20 protein-coding genes and 1 riboswitch are annotated in these 19468 nt (G+C 51.6%); of the genes, 10 read left to right on the forward strand and 10 right to left on the reverse strand.

The genetic code is table 11. The features are described from left to right. Window positions 1–41: 41 nt before the first annotated feature. The gene (ygiD, locus tag RGV86_RS09415) at window positions 42–830 is read right to left on the reverse strand and encodes a 4,5-DOPA-extradiol-dioxygenase (RefSeq protein WP_085461200.1); all 789 of its coding nucleotides are present in this window, start codon (window positions 828–830) and stop codon (window positions 42–44) included. A 142-nt stretch (window positions 831–972) separates the two neighbouring features. Here ygiD and zupT point away from each other — a divergent pair, with 142 nt between their 5' ends. Further along, window positions 973–1746, forward strand: a complete 774-nt coding sequence (gene zupT, locus RGV86_RS09420) for a zinc transporter ZupT (RefSeq protein ID WP_000115866.1) — start codon at window positions 973–975, stop codon at window positions 1744–1746. 57 nt (window positions 1747–1803) lie between these two features. On the opposite strand, the gene yqiD is transcribed toward zupT, so the two are convergent. Then, window positions 1804–1974, reverse strand: a complete 171-nt coding sequence (yqiD, locus tag RGV86_RS09425; RefSeq protein WP_000469260.1) for a protein YqiD — start codon at window positions 1972–1974, stop codon at window positions 1804–1806. Window positions 1975–2237: 263 nt separating this feature from the next. Further along, window positions 2238–2891 (reverse strand): 3,4-dihydroxy-2-butanone-4-phosphate synthase, encoded by a 654-nt coding sequence (ribB, locus tag RGV86_RS09430; RefSeq protein WP_001076999.1) that lies wholly within the window; start codon window positions 2889–2891, stop codon window positions 2238–2240. A gap of 103 nt (window positions 2892–2994) precedes the next feature. Continuing rightward, a riboswitch (FMN riboswitch) is annotated at window positions 2995–3164 on the reverse strand. A gap of 121 nt (window positions 3165–3285) precedes the next feature. Between ribB and ubiK the strand changes: the two genes are divergently transcribed. Beyond that, a complete protein-coding gene (ubiK, locus tag RGV86_RS09435) occupies window positions 3286–3585 on the forward strand; it encodes a ubiquinone biosynthesis accessory factor UbiK (protein WP_010347865.1) in 300 nt (99 codons plus the stop codon). A gap of 34 nt (window positions 3586–3619) precedes the next feature. On the opposite strand, the gene glgS is transcribed toward ubiK, so the two are convergent. Further along, window positions 3620–3820 (reverse strand): cell surface composition regulator GlgS, encoded by a 201-nt coding sequence (glgS, locus tag RGV86_RS09440; protein WP_010348753.1) that lies wholly within the window; start codon window positions 3818–3820, stop codon window positions 3620–3622. Window positions 3821–4086: 266 nt separating this feature from the next. Here glgS and RGV86_RS09445 point away from each other — a divergent pair, with 266 nt between their 5' ends. The 3 genes from RGV86_RS09445 (at window position 4087) to ibsE (ending at window position 6702) form a co-directional block, all read left to right on the forward strand. After that, a complete protein-coding gene (locus RGV86_RS09445) occupies window positions 4087–4716 on the forward strand; it encodes an OB-fold-containig protein (RefSeq protein ID WP_000599919.1) in 630 nt (209 codons plus the stop codon). 26 nt (window positions 4717–4742) lie between these two features. Beyond that, complete coding sequence (locus tag RGV86_RS09450) at window positions 4743–6404, forward strand: flotillin family protein (protein WP_000341010.1); 1662 nt, start codon at window positions 4743–4745, stop codon at window positions 6402–6404. Window positions 6405–6642: 238 nt separating this feature from the next. Beyond that, window positions 6643–6702 carry a type I toxin-antitoxin system Ibs family toxin gene (ibsE, locus tag RGV86_RS09455; RefSeq protein WP_001387082.1) on the forward strand — a complete coding sequence of 20 codons (60 nt, stop codon included), beginning with the start codon at window positions 6643–6645 and terminating at the stop codon, window positions 6700–6702. Window positions 6703–6821: 119 nt separating this feature from the next. Here the strand turns inward: ibsE and hldE are convergent, their stop codons facing one another. From hldE to ygiF, 3 genes are read right to left on the reverse strand one after another with little or no spacing between them, the layout of a single operon-like run. Further along, the gene (hldE, locus tag RGV86_RS09460) at window positions 6822–8255 is read right to left on the reverse strand and encodes a bifunctional D-glycero-beta-D-manno-heptose-7-phosphate kinase/D-glycero-beta-D-manno-heptose 1-phosphate adenylyltransferase HldE (RefSeq protein ID WP_000869176.1); all 1434 of its coding nucleotides are present in this window, start codon (window positions 8253–8255) and stop codon (window positions 6822–6824) included. 47 nt (window positions 8256–8302) lie between these two features. After that, on the reverse strand, window positions 8303–11143 hold the full coding sequence (gene glnE / locus RGV86_RS09465; RefSeq protein WP_085461202.1) for a bifunctional [glutamate--ammonia ligase]-adenylyl-L-tyrosine phosphorylase/[glutamate--ammonia-ligase] adenylyltransferase: 2841 nt from the start codon (window positions 11141–11143) through the stop codon (window positions 8303–8305). Between the two features lie 22 nt (window positions 11144–11165). Then, window positions 11166–12467 (reverse strand): inorganic triphosphatase, encoded by a 1302-nt coding sequence (gene ygiF, locus RGV86_RS09470; protein ID WP_137598343.1) that lies wholly within the window; start codon window positions 12465–12467, stop codon window positions 11166–11168. Between the two features lie 241 nt (window positions 12468–12708). On the opposite strand from ygiF, the gene RGV86_RS09475 reads away from it, so the two are divergent. Both RGV86_RS09475 and cca read left to right on the forward strand, forming a co-directional pair. Further along, a complete protein-coding gene (locus RGV86_RS09475) occupies window positions 12709–13329 on the forward strand; it encodes a TIGR04211 family SH3 domain-containing protein (RefSeq protein ID WP_001125317.1) in 621 nt (206 codons plus the stop codon). Between the two features lie 63 nt (window positions 13330–13392). Next, window positions 13393–14631, forward strand: coding sequence for a fused tRNA nucleotidyltransferase/2',3'-cyclic phosphodiesterase/2' nucleotidase/phosphatase Cca (cca, locus tag RGV86_RS09480; protein WP_085461204.1), 1239 nt, complete (start codon window positions 13393–13395; stop codon window positions 14629–14631). Window positions 14632–14793: 162 nt separating this feature from the next. Here cca and bacA read toward each other — a convergent pair whose 3' ends face one another. Beyond that, entirely contained in the window at window positions 14794–15615 is an 822-nt protein-coding gene (gene bacA / locus RGV86_RS09485) for an undecaprenyl-diphosphate phosphatase (protein WP_001305111.1), read from the reverse strand. Window positions 15616–15705: 90 nt separating this feature from the next. Further along, complete coding sequence (gene folB / locus RGV86_RS09490) at window positions 15706–16074, reverse strand: bifunctional dihydroneopterin aldolase/7,8-dihydroneopterin epimerase (protein ID WP_010347879.1); 369 nt, start codon at window positions 16072–16074, stop codon at window positions 15706–15708. 104 nt (window positions 16075–16178) lie between these two features. Between folB and plsY the strand changes: the two genes are divergently transcribed. Then, window positions 16179–16796, forward strand: coding sequence for a glycerol-3-phosphate 1-O-acyltransferase PlsY (plsY, locus tag RGV86_RS09495; protein ID WP_001272794.1), 618 nt, complete (start codon window positions 16179–16181; stop codon window positions 16794–16796). A gap of 12 nt (window positions 16797–16808) precedes the next feature. On the opposite strand, the gene ttdR is transcribed toward plsY, so the two are convergent. Next, entirely contained in the window at window positions 16809–17741 is a 933-nt protein-coding gene (ttdR, locus tag RGV86_RS09500) for an L-tartrate utilization transcriptional activator TtdR (RefSeq protein ID WP_000935221.1), read from the reverse strand. 206 nt (window positions 17742–17947) lie between these two features. Here ttdR and ttdA point away from each other — a divergent pair, with 206 nt between their 5' ends. Then, a complete protein-coding gene (ttdA, locus tag RGV86_RS09505; RefSeq protein ID WP_000986723.1) occupies window positions 17948–18859 on the forward strand; it encodes a L(+)-tartrate dehydratase subunit alpha in 912 nt (303 codons plus the stop codon). Further along, window positions 18856–19461: a L(+)-tartrate dehydratase subunit beta gene (gene ttdB, locus RGV86_RS09510; protein WP_000722957.1), complete on the forward strand. Its 606-nt coding sequence runs from the start codon at window positions 18856–18858 to the stop codon at window positions 19459–19461. Before ttdA ends, ttdB begins: the two co-directional genes overlap by 4 nt. Window positions 19462–19468: the final 7 nt, after the last annotated feature.

Here is a 19468-nt window from a genome sequence, read left to right on the forward strand (position 1 = left end):
AGAACCGAAGCCAGCAATGTGGCTTCGGTTCTTCTCATCTTTTAACCTACCTGCACCGACAACATGCTTAAACTGCCCATCTCTATACCATCAACCGGAACAGTCACCGGCTCCTGACCATCCCACGCACCTAACACATACAACAGTGGCAGAAAGTGTTCCGGTGTTGGATTCGATAACGCCCCACCTTCATGGTCGAGGTAGTTCACTAGTGGATGCTCTTCAACCACCCCTTGCCACGTCAGATTCGCTTTCACATACTCATTGAACGACATCGCCCACGGGTACGGTGAACTATCGCCATGCCACTTCACCGTGCGCAGGTTATGCACCACGTTGCCACTGGCAACTAACATTATCCCTTCATCGCGCAGCGCCGCCAGCTTACGTCCCATTTCGAAATGCCAGGCGGCGGGTTTAGTACTATCGATACTCAACTGCACCAGCGGGATGTCAGCGTCAGGATACATCTTAATCAGCACGCCCCAGGAACCGTGGTCAAAACCCCAGGCTTCTTTATCCAGGGTAACAGGTACTGGCGCCAGCAATTCGACCAGTCGCTGTGCCAAAGCAGGTGAACCCGGAGCCGGATAATGCGTTTCGTATAACGCCTGAGGAAAGCCGCCAAAGTCATGAATTGTCGGTGGCGTTTCCATTGCTGTTACTCCCGTGCCACGGGTAAACCAGTGCGCAGAAATAGCGACTATCGCTTTCGGGCGCGGCAATGTCTCGCCTAGCCGCTGCCAGGCCTGGGTATATAAATTATCTTCCAGCACGTTCATCGGGCTACCGTGACCTAAAAACAATGCTGGCATACGCGTTGAAGACATGATGATATCCTTAATTGAAGGTGTCATTTTGATATCCTCACAATACGCTTGTTCGGTGGGCGAAGAACCCAGATAACCATGATGATCATCATCAGTTATTTTGAAGCTCCACCTGAAGTTGAAGAATTATAAGGAGTTGTCGATGTCAGTACCTCTCATTCTGACCATACTGGCGGGGGCAGCCACGTTTATTGGCGCGTTTCTCGGCGTTCTTGGGCAAAAACCCTCAAACCGACTGCTGGCGTTTTCGCTGGGATTTGCGGCGGGGATTATGTTGCTCATCTCATTAATGGAGATGCTTCCTGCCGCATTAGCCGCCGAAGGGATGTCGCCTGTGCTGGGCTACGGTATGTTTATCGTTGGTTTGCTGGGCTATTTTGGCCTGGACCGCATGTTGCCACATGCTCACCCGCAGGATTTAATGCAAAAATCAGTGCAGCCGCTACCAAAATCAATCAAGCGCACTGCTATTCTGCTCACTCTGGGTATCAGCCTGCATAACTTCCCGGAAGGGATTGCCACCTTTGTCACAGCAAGCAGTAACCTGGAGCTGGGCTTTGGTATCGCTCTGGCAGTGGCGTTGCATAATATTCCTGAAGGTCTGGCGGTTGCAGGCCCGGTTTACGCGGCAACGGGGTCTAAACGCACCGCAATTCTGTGGGCAGGGATTTCTGGACTGGCAGAGATTCTCGGTGGTGTTCTGGCGTGGTTAATCCTCGGTAGCATGATTTCTCCAGTGGTAATGGCAGCAATCATGGCGGCGGTTGCAGGTATTATGGTCGCACTTTCCGTTGATGAATTAATGCCATTGGCTAAAGAAATTGATCCCAATAATAACCCCAGCTATGGCGTTCTATGTGGAATGTCAGTGATGGGGTTCAGTTTAGTACTGCTACAAACGGCAGGAATTGGTTAAAAACGGCTTCAGATGTTGTCCGGCGCATGGACAACATCTGCAAACATCACAAAAGCCCTATTCCAGCTTTTCTGCTGCCTCTTCTCTCGCACTGTTTAAGTATTTGTTCCGCGCTTCCAGCAGTGCGTCTCTGTCCTGGCGGAACGCCCGACAATAACGTTTCAGATGCAGGAAATAACCCACCACAGCCAGCGCAATCAATACAATCCAGTACCAGGCGATAAACATCCTTTTTACCCTTAACATTTAACATTACTAAACATTTGGCGCATAAATTTCACATATCCTTTTTCGGATATATTCATATGGTCGCATAATAACGAAACAATTATATGATTTTGATCATAATGAAAAAGGTTGCCTGATATTAATGAAATTTTCTCATAGAAAGAGAAGCGGAATTAACATCTTGCATAATGAAGGCAAAATAAAAACCGAAGCCAGCAACAACTTCGGTTTCTTGATTAACGCGGTAAATTAAGCAGCGATTTTCAGCTGGCTTTACGCTCATGTGCCTGACGGTATGACACCAGATCTTCGATGGTAACCAGTGCCATATTGTGTTTATTCGCAAACTCGATGCACTCTGGCGCACGCGCCATGGTGCCATCATCATTCGTCAACTCACACAGTACACCTGCCGGTTTAAAGCCTGCCAGCGTCATCAGATCAATAGTCGCTTCAGTATGACCACCGCGAGTCAGTACACCACCTGCCTGCGCGCGAAGTGGGAAAACGTGGCCCGGACGATTCAGATCTGACGGTTTCGCGCCATCGGCAATAGCAGCACGAACGGTTGTAATACGATCAGCGGCAGAAACACCGGTAGTCACACCTTCAGCAGCTTCAATGGTCACGGTAAAACCGGTGCCATAGGCACTGGTGTTATTTTCCACCATCATCGGCAGATCAAGCTGTTTACGACGATCTTCGGTGATACACAGGCAAACAATACCGCTACCGTGGCGAATGGTCAGCGCCATCTGCTCAACGGTCATCGTTTCTGCCGGGAAGATCATATCGCCTTCGTTTTCACGGTCTTCATCATCAAGCACCATTACACCGCGTCCTTCACGCAGCGCAGCCAGTGCATTTTCAACACGTTCGAAAGGCGTACCAAAAGAGGAAAGTAGCGTCTGATTCATGGTAAAAAAACCTCACTAAAATTATGGTTACCAGAATCAGGGCAGTCTTAGGAGTGGCGGCTTATAGCCAAAATAACGTGAGCGGGTCCATGCCCGACAGAATCGTTACTCTCTCCCATCCGGACTTTAACCGTCGGCCCCGGAATTACACCGGATCTGCTGTCCTTTGAGTTTGCACCCAAAGCGCTCGCGGGCTTTCAACTATGTTCATAAGCAATGTTCATACGTTGATTTACCGCCGGTGGGGAATTTCGCCCCGCCCTGAGAATAAGCGGATTCACTATAACGCTAATGATTAGCGGCGGCAACGCATAGGTTCACATAATTCTGGTTTATGCCTTACCCTTATCGCACTACAATGGCACTTAACACCTATCAGTACAGGGAAACTACAATGATTGACCCGAAAAAAATTGAGCAAATCGCTCGCCAGGTTCACGAATCAATGCCTAAAGGAATCAGGGAGTTCGGGGAAGATGTGGAGAAAAAAATCCGCCAAACCCTCCAGGCGCAGCTGACGCGTCTCGATCTTGTGAGCCGTGAAGAATTCGACGTTCAGACGCAGGTTCTGTTACGGACCCGTGAGAAACTGGCGTTACTGGAACAGCGCATCAGTGAATTGGAAGCGCGCAATAACCCGGTAGCAGAAGTTCAGTCTCCTCCAGCTATCCCACCCGTTGATAAAGCAGAATAAAGCAACACAAAAACGGGCCAAATGGCCCGTAATATCAATGTTCTAATTCCAGTTCTTTTGACTGTGTCATCCGCTGGCAATACCAAGCATAGCGGGCGCAAAACCAGGTCCGATGTTCTTCATCCATATTACCGGTGACGGCCAGAATATCGACCGGGCGGCCTTCAGAATGCATTCTGGCAAAACTACGCGCCAGGAAATCGAAATTATTTAAAGAATTAAGACTATGATCCATAAGCACATCCTCCGGTTATCGCATACCTTTTAAGGCTATATGCTTTTTCTGATTTCAGTATTCCCTAATCAGTGTAGTGCCTTTAAACATAACGTGCGTAAATATATTGTTTAGGATCACACTTTTTCTAAAAATAAAAAATAACATTAAAGGACTTCTCCTTTTAAGAACTCACTAACATATGTTATTATTAGTCAGGGCAAATGTAAGCAAGGAAACCATACCATAATAAACAATGCGTCACTGAATGGACGATGGAGTGACTGATGATTTTATTTGCCGACTATAACGCACCTTATCTTTTCGCTATTTCCTTTGTACTATTAATCGGTCTGTTGGAAATTATTGCCATTATCTGTGGCCATATGCTCTCTGGCGCTCTTGATGCACATCTTGATCATTACGATTCCATAACCACAGGTAATATTAGTCAAGCGTTTCATTATCTCAATATCGGAAGGCTGCCAGCCCTCGTCGTCCTCTGCCTGTTAGCCGGTTTCTTTGGACTGCTTGGCGTTTTGCTACAGCACACCTGCATCTTGCTCTGGCAAGCCCCACTCTCGAATCTGTTCGTTGTTCCAGTCAGTTTACTGCTCACCATTATCATGGTGCATTATACCGGCAAGATAATTGCCCCCTGGGTTCCACGTGACCATAGCTCTGCTATTACCGAAGAAGAATATATTGGCTGCATGGCATTAATTACCGGTCATCAGGCAACTTCAGGTCACCCCTGTGAAGGAAAACTCACCGATCAATTCGGTCAAACACACTATTTATTACTGGAACCTGAAGAAGGTGATTTTTTTAATAAAGGTGACAAGGTGTTAATTATTTGCCGGCTTTCTTCAACGCGGTATTTAGCTGAAAAAAACCCCTGGCCAAATATATTATAAACATTTAATTAAAAGGAAATTTAGTAATGGATGATATTGTTAATTTAGTGCCTTCCTGGATGTTTATGGCGATTGTTGCCGTATGCGTTCTATTTATTATTGGTATTATTTTCGCGCGACTTTATCGTCGGGCATCTGCCGAGCAGGCATTTGTCCGTACCGGATTAGGCGGACAAAAAGTGGTTATGAGTGGCGGCGCAATTGTTATGCCGATCTTCCATGAAATAATCCCTATCAATATGAATACATTGAAACTGGAAGTCAGTCGCTCGACGATTGATAGTTTAATTACGAAAGATCGTATGCGTGTCGATGTCGTGGTCGCTTTCTTCGTGCGGGTAAAACCGTCGGTAGAAGGCATCGCCACCGCCGCTCAGACGTTAGGGCAACGAACCTTATCGCCGGAAGATTTACGGATGCTGGTCGAAGATAAATTCGTCGATGCTCTGCGTGCCACCGCAGCACAAATGACCATGCATGAGTTACAGGATACACGCGAAAACTTCGTTCAGGGGGTGCAAAATACCGTTGCAGAAGACTTGTCGAAAAACGGTCTGGAACTGGAAAGCGTGTCACTTACCAACTTTAACCAGACCTCTAAAGAACATTTTAATCCGAACAACGCCTTTGACGCCGAAGGTTTAACCAAGCTGACGCAGGAAACAGAACGCCGTCGCCGCGAGCGTAACGAAGTTGAACAGGATGTGGAAGTCGCAGTACGTGAGAAAAACCGTGATGCGCTGTCGCGGAAGCTGGAAATTGAACAGCAAGAAGCGTTTATGACACTTGAGCAGGAGCAGCAGGTTAAAACCCGCACCGCAGAGCAGAATGCGAAAATTGCGGCTTTTGAAGCTGAACGTCGTCGTGAAGCAGAGCAGACGCGTATTCTGGCTGAACGGCAAATTCAGGAAACAGAAATCGACCGCGAACAGGCCGTGCGCTCAAGAAAAGTTGAGGCCGAACGCGAAGTTCGCATTAAAGAAATCGAACAGCAGCAGGTCACCGAAATCGCCAACCAGACGAAATCGATCGCTATTGCGGCCAAATCGGAACAGCAGTCACAAGCGGAAGCGCGTGCCAACCTCGCACTTGCAGAAGCGGTAAGCGCCCAGCAAAACGTGGAAACAACCCGTCAGACCGCCGAAGCCGATCGTGCCAAGCAGGTTGCTCTGATTGCCGCAGCACAAGACGCGGAAACCAAAGCGGTCGAACTGACCGTCCGCGCGAAAGCTGAAAAAGAAGCCGCAGAGATGCAGGCGGCAGCAATCGTAGAGTTAGCTGAGGCAACACGTAAAAAAGGCCTGGCGGAAGCGGAAGCACAACGTGCATTGAACGACGCTATCAACGTACTTTCTGACGAACAAACCAGTCTTAAGTTCAAGCTGGCGCTGTTGCAGTCTCTTCCTGCAGTAATCGAGAAATCCGTAGAACCGATGAAGTCTATCGACGGTATTAAAATAATTCAGGTGGATGGACTGAATCGTGGAGGCGCTACGGGTGATGCGACATCAGGCTGCGTTGGTGGGGGTAATCTGGCAGAACAGGCGTTATCAGCCGCCCTTTCTTACCGCACACAGGCACCGCTTATTGACTCTCTCCTCAATGAAATCGGCGTTTCAGGCGGTTCGCTGGCGGCATTGACTTCACCATTGACTCCATCGATACCCATCGCAGATAACGTAGAGTAAATCTTCTTATATCCACATCCCTGGCTCAAAAAGCCGGGGATTTTTTATATCTGCGTTCCGCTAAAAAGTGCAAATGATCAGCTTGTTACAGCGTTTTGCGAGTCGACTCGGGGAAGGTAAAACTGCATCAGAAAAAGCATTGCGCGGGGTCTGCCGCTCATCAACAATCGGGGAGTCTGTAAGGGGCTGAAACGGGAAAGCCCCTCCCGAGGAAGGAGCCTTACAGAAGGAAAGGGTTATGATGAAGTTCGTCATCATACTGGTTGTGTTGTTACTGTTAAGTTTCCCGACTTACTAACAACTCATCAGAGGGGGGAGAAATCCTCCCTTACCCTTGTTCCTTTACTCTAGGTTGAAAAAACAACAGCGTCAATAGGCCTGCCAGGTACGAAACGAGATCTGTGAACCGCTTTCCGGTTAGCCTTTTTTATCCTGTTGGATCTTCTTGATGATATTGGTCGTCGAGCAACCGTCTTCAAAGTTGAGCACCAGCACTTCACCGCCGTTGGCCCAGACTTCTTCACTCCCGGCGATCTCTTCCGGTTTATAGTCGCCGCCTTTCACCAGCAGATCTGGCAAGATGCCGGCGATCAGGCGCTGCGGCGTGTCTTCTTCAAACGACACCACCCAGTCGACAGCTTCCAGTGCGCCCAGCACAATCATACGCTGTTCGAGCGGGTTAACCGGACGAGAATCCCCTTTCAGTCGTTTGGTGGAAGCATCGCTGTTCACTGCGACAATCAGGCGGTCACCCAGTTTGCGGGCGTTTGCCAGATAGGAGACATGCCCGGCATGGAGAATGTCGAAGACGCCGTTGGTCATCACCACTTTTTCGCCGCGTTTACGCGCCGCCGCTACAGCCAGCTTCAGTTCCTCTTCGGTCATCACGCCAAAGCCGGTGTCCGCACGTCCACGCACCGCGTTTTCCAGCTCAATGGGAGAAACCGTGGATGTCCCCAGTTTGCCGACCACTACGCCCGCCGCCGCATTGGCAAAGAAGCAAGCTTCTTCCAGCGAATTACCCGCCGCCAGCGTTGCCGCCAGTACGCCAATTACCGTGTCACCCGCACCGGTAACGTCATACACTTCCTGCGCCTGGGTTGGCATATGCAGCGGCGCTTTACCCGGTTGCAGCAGCGACATACCCTGCTCTGAACGGGTCACCAGCAGCGCAGAAAGTTCGTAATCGGCAATCAGTTTCATGCCACGTTCAACAATCTCTTCTTCGGTCTTACATTTACCGACAACGGCTTCAAATTCTGAGAGATTTGGCGTCAGCAGCGTAGCGCCACGGTAACGTTCAAAATCGGTGCCTTTTGGATCAATCAGCACCGGAACGCCCGCCTTACGCGCCAGTTGGATCATCTGCTGCACGCTTGCCAGCGCACCTTTGGCGTAGTCAGAAAGCACCAGCGCGCCAATCGAACTTAGCGCCTGATTAATCCGCTCATGCAGCGGCTGCGGATCAACACCTTCGAAACCTTCTTCGAAATCCAGGCGGATCAACTGTTGGTTACGGGAAAGCACCCGCAGTTTGGTGATGGTCGGATGCGTTGGCACAGAAACGAAGTCGCATTTTACGTTGACGTCCGCCAGTGATTTACTCAGCGCACGCGCCGCATCATCAATACCGGTCAACCCGACCAGGCGAGCGTTAGCACCAAGAGAAGCGATGTTCATCGCCACGTTGGCTGCGCCGCCCGGACGTTCTTCAATGGTATTAACTTTAACCACGGGCACCGGCGCTTCCGGCGAGATACGGCTGGTGGGACCGTACCAGTAACGATCCAGCATCACATCACCAACCACCATCACTCCTGCACGTTCAAACTCTGGCAGCGTTACTTTCATTCCTGTCTCCTGAGAGATTCAAAATTTGCGCGCGATAATATCACACTTCATTCCTCCACCAGCCACTTCTGCCAGCTTGCCCGCACCAGTTCACGCTCTGCGGTGAAGCACTCATCCGGCACATGACCCGGTAATTCCTGTAACGCCAGATGATGAAGTTCATCGCGCAGCGTCGTGTAAGCACGGGTCAGCGCCATCGCTTCCTGCTCTTCCATAATGTCGTTTTGCGCCAGCAGTTCCAGAATGCGCACGTTGTCTGACCAACGCGTTAACTTCGGTTTTTCATGAGCGTAGCGCAACACCAGATATTGAGTAATAAATTCGATATCGGTAATTCCGCCTTCATCGGCTTTGATATCAAAGCGATCGCGATGTTTATTGCCGAGATGAGCGCGCATTTTCTCACGCATTTCCCGTACTTCCGTTTGCAGAGTTTTACTTTCACGCGGCAGCATCATAATTTCCCGACGCACCGCGTCAAAGTGCGCAGTGAGCTGTGGATCGCCATATACCACACGCGCACGAACCAGTGCCTGATGTTCCCACGTCCAGGCCTCGCTTTTCTGATAATCGGCAAACGCTTCAGCGGATGTCACGAGCATTCCCGCCGCCCCGGACGGACGCAGCCGCGCATCCACTTCGTACAAAATGCCGGAAGAAGTACGCGTACTGAACAGATGCATAATGCGTTGCGCCAGACGCAGATAAAATTGCCGCCCGTCGATTTCCCGCTCGCCGTCGGTCATCACATCCATCGGGCAATCATGGAGGAAGATAAGGTCAAGATCGGAACTGTAACCTAACTCCCAGCCACCCAGCTTACCGTAGCCGACCACCGCAAAACCACGACCTTCGCGTTCGTTCAGGTGATTCGGTTTACCGTAGCGGGCGACCATTTGAACCCACGCCTGCTGAACGACAGCATCTATCATGGCTTCCGCCAGCCAGGTTAAGTGATCGCTCACTTTCATCACCGGTAGCGTACCGGCGATATCCGCTGCCGCAATGCGTAACAGTTGCGCCTGTTTAAACTGGCGTAGCGCCTCAAGCTGTTGTTCTTCGTCATCTTCCGGCACGCGCAGCAAATACTGGCGCAACTCATCACGGTAGGCATCGGTCGCCGTCGGTTGGTAGAGGGTATTTGGATCGAGCAGTTCATCCAGCAATAATGGATAACGCGCCAGTTGGCTGGCAATCATCGGCGATGCGGCACACAGAGAAATCAAATGCTTAAGTGCCGCCGGAAATTCACTAAGCAACTCAAGATAAGTGGTGCGAGTAACAATCCCCACCAACAAGGCGGTAATGCGCGACAGCGTGACAGCAGCGTCTTCACGCGCACAGACATCACTTAGCAGATATGGCATCAGATGGTCGAGCACCTGACGTCCTCTCGGCCCGATTGTGCGCTTATCCAGCTCTTTGCGGAAATCAGCAATCAGCGTCAGCACCTTTTTGCGATCATCTTCGCTAAGATGCGCCAGCACTGGCGTAGTGTCATCTTCCTGCAACGCATCCTGCCACAGCTCACGCCACTGTTCCGACAGCGACTCTTCCTGAGTTTCGCTTTCATCGTCGCCAATCAGTTCATTAAATACCCGGCGCACATTGGTCATATGTCCGGTCAACGCCCCGGTCAATTGCGACCAGTCAGCGAAGTCCATCGCCCACGCCAGCCGCGCACGGTTAAGCTCATCAGCGGGAAGCGTCTGGGTTTGTTCGTCGTTAATGCTTTGCAGCAGGTTTTCCAGACGCCGCAGGAACAGATATGCCATTCGCAATTGTTCGGCGTCATTTTCAGAAAGCAGATGCAGTACGGCAATGGCGCTGAGTGTCGGCAGTAAAGAGCGCGATTGCAGCGACGGTTCACGTCCGCCGCGAATGAGCTGGAACACCTGGACGATAAATTCAATTTCGCGAATACCGCCCGCGCCAAGTTTGATGTTGTCGGTCAAACCGCGTCGACGCACTTCACGGGCAATCATCCCTTTCATGTTGCGCAGCGACTGGATGACGCTGAAATCGATGTAACGGCGGAAAACAAACGGACGCAGCATCGCACGCAATTCGTTAGCATAGACGCCATCGCTATCGCCCATAATCCGCGCCTTGACCATCGCATAACGCTCCCAGTCGCGACCCTGCTCCTGGTAATAATCTTCCAGCGCCGCAAAACTTAACACCAGCGGGCCGCTTTCGCCAAACGGACGCAGACGCATATCCACGCGATAGACAAAACCATCTTGCGTCGGTTGATCCAACACTTTAATCAGCCGCTGGCCCATGCGGGTAAAGAACTGAGCGTTATCCAGTTCGCGGCGTCCGCCCTGCGTACAGCCATGTTCCGGCCAGGCAAAAATCAGATCGATATCTGAGGAGAAATTCAGTTCCCCACCGCCCAGCTTACCCATGCCTAAAATCAGCATCGGTTGCGCTTCGCCCTGCGTATTGCACGGCGTTCCCCACTCGCGGCAGCAGGCTTCATATAGCCAGTCACGCGCCGTGACAATCAGCGTCTCCGCCAGATGGCTGAGCTGCTGCAAAATGCTCTCTTCAGTCACCAGCGCCAGAGTTTGCGCCCAGGCGATGCGCACCATAATGCGCCGCCGGAATAGCCGCAGCTCGCGCATTAAACTGACTTCATCGCTTACATCACTGAGCGCCTTCTGCAACCATGCAGCGTAATGCTGCCATTCGTCGGCCTGCGGCGGCTGGCTTTCCAGTTCCGTTAGCCACTCTGGATGCGCAATTACGCTGTCCTGCACAAAATCACTAAAAGTAAGTACTGACTTCGCCTGTGTGCTAAGTGATTCCTCGGCTAAAGGCGCTGGCAGCCGCTCAACAACGGTCTGCCAGTACTGCTGTAACGGTGAAGAGAGCGGCTTCATAAGCGATTTTATCCTTGCCTGATTAACGTTTTCCGCTGTGCAACCAGAACGGTTCCTGATTGTTTGCCTCATTGCGGAAATGTTCAATTTCAATGCGTTGCCCGGTCGCAATGGCGTGACGCAGTCCCTGCCAGTTCTCCAGCCAGGCTTGCGCAACGAGAGGATCGTAGTAACCCGCCAGCAACAGTATTGAGTCAATGTCACGCGTCAGACGTGGTAACTGGTCACGGTAGCGATCGCCCAACGGTTGGCAAAAAACGCTTTTCAGTTCAGCGGCATGGCGGGAAAGATGGATATCGGCAAAGCGTTTAAAGGAGTCGCTCATTTTGCCCTGCGCTTTGGCATCTAAAAACGGCTGCCAGGCTTTGCTGACCAGCCATTCGGTCAACGCCAGCTTCGCCATTGCCGTTTCGGTAGAGTAGACCGCCGTCACGGCAGAAACCGCAGAAGCAATGGTCGCCTCGCATTGGGTCAGCAGGTCACGTAAGTGAGTGCTCGCTTTTCTTGGCACAATACCACCGAACAGCATCAGCGTATGGCGAACAAGACCGATGGCTGCCAGCACCTGTTCTTTCGCCGCATCGTTGCCGCGCACCCACAGCTCTTCATGATACTGCCATTGCGCTAACGCCAGCTCGAGCGCCGCTTCCAGCCCCTGTTCCACATCGGCTTTTGCCGCAACATGCAGAATGGTGGTGGGTTTGATTTCACGCGTGGGATTGCCCTGCGCCAGATGATAGCCACGCGCTGCTTTACTCAGGCTGCCCTGGCGTAATCCGGTTTGCGATACCAGTTGGTTCGCCAGTTTCAGCACCGCGCGCGTTTCACCGCTAAGCAGCTCCAGTTCCAGCTCACAGATAGGTTCAGCAAATTCACCGGCTTTCACCTCGCCCTGATCGAGAGCGATTTCAATCTGGCTGCCATCGACCTCCACCAGCCATTTTTCGCGATAAAAATCGGTGCTGAACAGCGGCTGCACGCAGGACGCGAGATCGGCAGGTAACTCACCGTTTGGCCAGACTTCCGTCGGTAACTGCGCCAGATCGAGCGTCGGTTCACTCAACGCCACGTTATATTCCGGGCGCTGGTGCAATCCGCCCGTTACCCGTCCGGCAACTTTCATGGTCATCTCATAGCGACCGTTTTCGCCACGAATACGCAGCCCCATGTCGTGCCCACGCAGCCAGTTATCCGGCGTTTCGTAGTAAATGTTCAGTAACTGCACGGGATCATGATGCTCGCCGCCCAGCGTATTGAGATGGTCACGCAACGCCTCAACGGCACTGTGATTAACAATAAACTTTAATTCGATTTCCTGAGCCATGGCCTTTACTTATCGGTTATGTCACATAAGTGACGATGAACGGCGAACTAAATGCGATCTTTTTTGTCAGTAGATAGTATTTTGCGCCAAATTGCCATGCAACGAGCATTTTGACGGGCGTAAAAGTTTGAGACAGTGGCAAAAGCTGACACAGAGGATTCTGATTGATACCGAATGCTTTGCGCAGCAACACTGATGCCACTACTATCGTTCCACTTTCCATGACAATAACGACAGCCTGATGCCAAAATTACGCCTGATCGCACTAACTTTACTCGCGCTTAGCGCCACTGCCGTCTCTCACGCGGAAGAAAAACGCTATGTTTCTGACGAACTGAATACCTGGGTTCGCAGTGGTCCGGGAGATCATTATCGCCTCGTGGGCACCGTGAACGCCGGTGAAGAAGTGACATTATTACAAACTGACGCCAACACCAATTATGCCCAGGTGAAAGACAGCTCCGGCCGTACCGCCTGGATCCCGTTGAAACAACTGAGTACTGAGCCAAGCCTGCGCTCCCGCGTGCCAGATCTGGAAAATCAGGTCAGAACTTTGACCGATAAGCTCACCAATATCGATAACACCTGGAATCAGCGCACCGCAGAAATGCAGCAAAAAGTGGCGCAGAGCGACAGTGTGATCAACGGGTTAAAAGAAGAAAATCAGAAGCTGAAAAACGAACTGATTGTCGCGCAGAAAAAAGTCGATGCCGCCAGCGTTCAGCTGGATGACAAACAGCGCACCATCATCATGCAGTGGTTTATGTATGGTGGCGGCGTGCTGGGACTTGGCTTGCTGCTCGGTCTGGTACTGCCGCACCTGATCCCAACGCGCAAACGTAAAGATCGCTGGATGAACTAAATCGCCTTCTTCGTTGCACTGTCTTATTATTAGGAATTGTGTATTTGACGAAGGGATGATGGCGTGAAGATTTATCTGGTCGGTGGTGCTGTTCGGGATGCATTGTTAGGGCTACCGGTCAAAGACAGAGATTGGGTGGTGGTCGGCAGTACGCCACAGGAGATGCTCGACGCGGGCTACCAGCAGGTAGGCCGCGATTTTCCTGTTTTTCTGCATCCGCAAACGCATGAAGAGTATGCGCTGGCACGTACCGAACGGAAATCCGGTTCCGGTTACACCGGTTTTACCTGCTATGCCGCACCGGATGTCACGCTGGAAGATGATCTTAAGCGTCGCGATCTGACCATTAATGCGCTGGCCCAGGACGATAACGGCGAGATTATCGACCCGTACAACGGTCTGGGCGATCTGCAAAATCGTCTGTTGCGCCATGTTTCCCCCGCTTTTGGCGAAGATCCGTTACGCGTACTGCGCGTGGCGCGTTTTGCTGCGCGTTATGCCCACCTTGGTTTTCGTATTGCCGATGAAACTCTGGCGCTGATGCGCGAGATGACCCACGCGGGTGAACTGGAACACCTGACACCTGAACGGGTATGGAAAGAGACGGAAAGCGCCCTCACCACACGCAATCCGCAAGTTTTCTTCCAGGTATTGCGTGATTGCGGCGCACTACGCGTTTTATTCCCGGAGATCGACGCGTTGTTTGGTGTCCCCGCTCCGGCGAAATGGCACCCGGAAATCGATACCGGTATTCACACCTTAATGACGCTCTCAATGGCGGCGATGCTGAGTCCGCAGGTCGATGTCCGTTTCGCAACTTTATGCCACGATCTCGGTAAAGGACTGACGCCCCCAGAGCTTTGGCCGCGTCATCACGGTCACGGTCCGGCTGGCGTGAAGTTAGTGGAGCAACTGTGTCAGCGTCTGCGCGTGCCTAATGAAATCCGCGACTTAGCTAAACTGGTGGCGGAGTTTCACGATCTCATCCACACCTTCCCAATGCTGAACCCAAAAACCATCGTCAAATTATTTGATTCCATTGACGCCTGGCGTAAACCGCAGCGTGTCGAGCAACTGGCGCTGACCAGCGAGGCTGACGTGCGCGGCAGAACCGGTTTTGAATCGGCGGACTACCCGCAAGGCCGCTGGTTGCACGAGGCCTGGGAAGTGGCACAGTCAGTACCAACAAAAGCCGTCGTTGAAGCGGGATTTAAAGGTGTGGAGATTCGCGAGGAGCTGACCCGACGGAGGATTGCGGCGGTAGCCAGCTGGAAGGAACAACGTTGCCCAAAGCCTGAATGAGTATAAAACTAAACGTTAGCACGAACCGTCCCCTCGCCCCTTCGGGGAGAGGGTTAGGGTGAGGGGAACAGACCAGCACCGGTGCGAACAATCACCCTCACCCCGGCCTTCTCCCTACAGAGCGAGGGAGAAAACCAGGCCTGCTCCCGAACCTTTTCTCAATCAAAAGAACACAACGTACACCGCAGCCGCCACAATAAAGCGATAAATGGCGAACGGGATAAACGAAATGCGCTTAATCAATTGCAGGAAGGTTTTAATCGCTATCAGCGCCACCACAAAAGCGGTGATAAACCCAACGGCAAACATCGGGATATCGCCGGTTGTCAGGAAGCCCCAGCTTTTGTAGAGATCGAGCGCCGTTGCGCCCATCATCATAGGCACCGCCAGCAGGAACGAGAACTCGGAAGCAGCGTAACGGCTCACCCCCATCAGCATCCCACCTGAAATGGTCGCCCCGGAACGGGAGAAACCCGGCCACAGCGCCAGACACTGGAAACAGCCAATCATAAACGCCTGACGATACGTCATATCATCCAGACCCGGCGCACGCGGCTCTTTCGGCTTCAGGCATTCAGCGGCAATCAGCAACAGACCGCCAACAACCAGCGCATACATCACATTTATCGGGTTAAACAACGACTTAATCGTATCGTGGAACAATAGCCCCAGTACCACCGCCGGGATCATCCCCAGCAAAATGTGGATCAGCGTTAACCGACCTTTGCTTTCTCCTTCGTGCTGCAACGGACGCCCAAAGTGAATGCCAATCAGGCCAAACAGACGCCGCCAGAACATCACTACTACCGCCAGAATTGATCCTAACTGGATCACGACTTCAAAGGTTTTCGCCGTGTCGCCCTCAAATCCCAACAAATGACCGACAATAATCATATGGCCCGTGCTGGATACCGGCAGAAATTCTGTCAATCCTTCGACCACACCCAATATTGCCGCTATCAGCAGCGAGTGCATATCGCTCATCAATAAACCCCTAAATTATAAAAATGTACCGCTTGTCCGAACTACTGCAGTATGACCAGGTTATAACCGTTTGGTTTAACAGCTGTAAAATTAATTATTTTCTTTCAGATTATTGCCACGCTCAATGATGACGCCAACATTCGCCGCACGCGCCACTGCGCCTGGCTTGCTGAGTTTGATACGCACCCACGGCGAGTTAAAGCGAGTCAACAGCAGCTCCGCCACCTCTTCCGCCACGCGTTCCACCAGTGCAAAACGCGCGCCCTCGACGTGGCTGACCACCGTTTCGGCAATGTCAGCGTAGCTGAGACAATCCGCCACATCATCGCTTTTCGCCGCTTTACGGTTATCCCACGCCATTTCGATATCGAACACCAACTTCTGTTCGATGGTCTGTTCCCAGTCGTAAACACCAATAGTGGTGATTACCGAAAGTTGCTCTATAAATACAATATCCATCACGTCCTGCCTGCTTTTTGGCTAACCGGATACCACTTCCGGCGAAATGTGCGTATTATCCACAGATTCATCGTTGAACACGAATTTTCAAAACGGAACAGCTTATGAGTGCAATCGCGCCTGGAATGATCCTCATCGCGTACCTCTGCGGCTCCATTTCCAGTGCCATTCTGGTTTGCCGCTTGTGTGGGCTGCCCGATCCGCGAACCAGCGGCTCCGGCAATCCCGGCGCCACCAATGTGTTACGTATCGGTGGCAAGGGAGCAGCCGTAGCAGTGCTGATTTTCGACGTTCTGAAAGGAATGTTACCCGTCTGGGGCGCGTATGAATTAGGTGTCAGCCCCTTCTGGCTAGGCTTAATTGCCATCGCCGCCTGTCTTGGACACATCTGGCCGGTTTTCTTCGGTTTTAAAGGGGGAAAAGGCGTTGCCACCGCTTTTGGCGCAATCGCACCAATTGGCTGGGATTTAACGGGTGTGATGGCGGGAACCTGGCTGTTAACCATTTTACTCAGCGGTTATTCGTCGCTGGGAGCGATTGTCAGCGCACTGATTGCTCCGTTTTATGTCTGGTGGTTTAAGCCACAATTCACCTTTCCGGTTTCTATGCTCTCTTGCCTGATCCTGCTGCGTCATCATGACAACATCCAGCGTCTGTGGCGTCGCCAGGAGACAAAAATCTGGACGAAATTTAAAAGAAAGCGCGAAAAAGATCCGCAGTGATTTCTGGCAGGTTTACAAAACCTGATAGCCTTCGGCGGGCTTGCCCAGCCGTTGCTGGCACCACGCCGCCAGAAACTCTACGCAGACGCGCAACTTCATACTGCGATAGAGTGGCTCCCGATAGACAGCCCAGATATTGGCGCTTTGTGCATATTCCGGCAATACTCGCACCAGTTTGCCACTCTCCAGAAACGGCAGCACATCCCATTCGGAACGCAGCATAATCCCTTTACCTTCCAGTGCCCATTGCAGCACTATCTCACCGCTGTTGGAGGAAAGATGCCCGCTTACCTTCACCGATTTTTTCTCCTGACCGTTCCCCAACTCCCATATTCCGTGGGTCATATCGCGCTCTTTGGTCACCAGACAGTCATGACGACTTAATTCCTGTAAGGATTGTGGCTGGGAATATTTTTGCAGATACTCAGGTGCTGCGCATAATATTCTTTTATTTTTTGTCAAAAGATGCGCAATATAATAATCAGGGATTTCATCATTAATACGAATATCCAGATCAATATTATCCTGCACTAAATCAATTTGCCGATCGAACAATTCAAAATGCACCTGTAACTCAGGGTAATTGCGCATCAGTTCGGTAATGGCTGGTGCAATATAACTGCGCCCAAAACCAAAACTACAGCCAATACGAATCATCCCCTCCGGGCGCGTTTTGATTTGCGTGACGTCATCGACCAGTCGCTGATATTGGGTGAGGATTTCCAGCGCATGTTCGTAACAACGTTGGCCACTTTCAGTCAGTGCCACGCCGCGAGCGGAGCGGTTAAGTAGCGTCGTTGCCAGCGTGTTTTCAAGGATTTGGATTCGTTTGGTGACAAATGCGGGCGTCTGCCCAAGCGTCGCCGCTGCGGCACTAAAACTGCCGCTATGGACGATTTCTACCAGTACCTGCAAGTCTTTGGCTAAAGGCCAGCTATTCAGCATCGTTAACTATCCGCAATTTTGACTGGCTCAGTGTATTTCGCAAAACATTTCCATTCCCTGCTCTGGCGCAATATTCATTCTTATTTTCGTGTTGATTCACGAACTGTTAATTACATTTTCACGGCGGCAAGAAATATAAAACCACATTTTTAGTGGTAGTTTGTGGTGGTGAATTTTTCCAGACAAATAGAAAAACTGGAGTTGCCATGATGAGCGAATGTAATAAACAACAGGCAGTGAATAAGTTGACGGATATTGTCGCTAACTTTACCGCCATGATTTCTACCCGAATGCCTGATGACGTAGTGGATAAACTAAAACAGCTTCGGGACGCCGAAACGTCGTCGATGGGGAAAATCATCTACCACACGATGTTCGATAACATGCAAAAAGCGATCGACCTGAATCGCCCGGCCTGTCAGGACACCGGCGAAATCATGTTTTTTGTTAAGGTCGGTTCCCGTTTCCCGCTGCTTGGCGAACTGCAAAGCATTCTTAAGCAAGCCGTGGAAGAGGCGACCGTCAAAGCGCCACTGCGCCACAACGCGGTGGAAATTTTTGACGAAGTGAACACCGGCAAAAATACCGGTAGCGGCGTACCGTGGGTTACCTGGGATATCGTCCCCGACGGTGACGACGCGGAAATCGAAGTTTACATGGCTGGCGGCGGCTGCACGCTACCTGGCCGCTCGAAAGTATTAATGCCGTCAGAAGGCTACGAAGGCGTAGTGAAATTCGTCTTCGAAAATATCTCCACCCTCGCCGTAAACGCCTGTCCACCGGTACTGGTAGGTGTAGGCATCGCCACCTCGGTGGAAACCGCCGCCGTGCTCTCACGTAAAGCCATTTTGCGCCCGATTGGCAGCCGCCATCCCAATCCGAAAGCGGCAGAGCTGGAGCTACGCCTGGAGGAAGGACTCAACCGTCTGGGGATAGGTCCACAAGGGCTGACTGGCAACAGTTCAGTGATGGGCGTGCATATCGAATCTGCCGCTCGCCATCCGTCTACCATCGGCGTCGCTGTCTCTACCGGCTGCTGGGCGCATCGTCGCGGTACGCTGCTGGTTCATGCCGATCTCTCCTTTGAAAACCTTTCTCACACCCGGAGCGCGTTATGAAAAAGATCCTGACAACCCCGATCAAAGCTGAAGATCTGCAAGATATTCGCGTCGGCGATGTGATCTACCTGACCGGTACGCTGGTGACTTGCCGCGACGTTTGTCACCGCCGCCTGATCGAACTGAAACGTCCGATCCCTTACGATCTCAACGGCAAAGCGATTTTCCACGCTGGCCCCATCGTGCGCAAAAATGGCGACAAATGGGAGATGGTATCCGTCGGCCCAACAACCAGTATGCGGATGGAAAGTTTTGAACGTGAATTTATCGAACAGACCGGCGTGAAACTGGTGGTCGGCAAAGGCGGAATGGGGCCGCTGACTGAAGAAGGTTGCCAGAAATTCAAGGCGCTGCATGTGATTTTCCCGGCAGGCTGCGCAGTACTGGCGGCAACCCAGGTGGAAGAGATTGAAGAGGTGCACTGGACAGAACTCGGAATGCCGGAGTCGTTGTGGGTCTGCCGGGTTAAAGAGTTTGGGCCGCTGATTGTCTCTATTGATACCCACGGCAACAACCTGATAGCCGAAAACAAAAAGCTGTTCGCCGAACGCCGCGATCCCATCGTGGAAGAGATCTGCGAGCACGTCCACTACATCAAATAACCCTCAC

The organism is Escherichia ruysiae (genome assembly GCF_031323975.1).
GTDB lineage: Bacteria > Pseudomonadota > Gammaproteobacteria > Enterobacterales > Enterobacteriaceae > Escherichia > Escherichia ruysiae.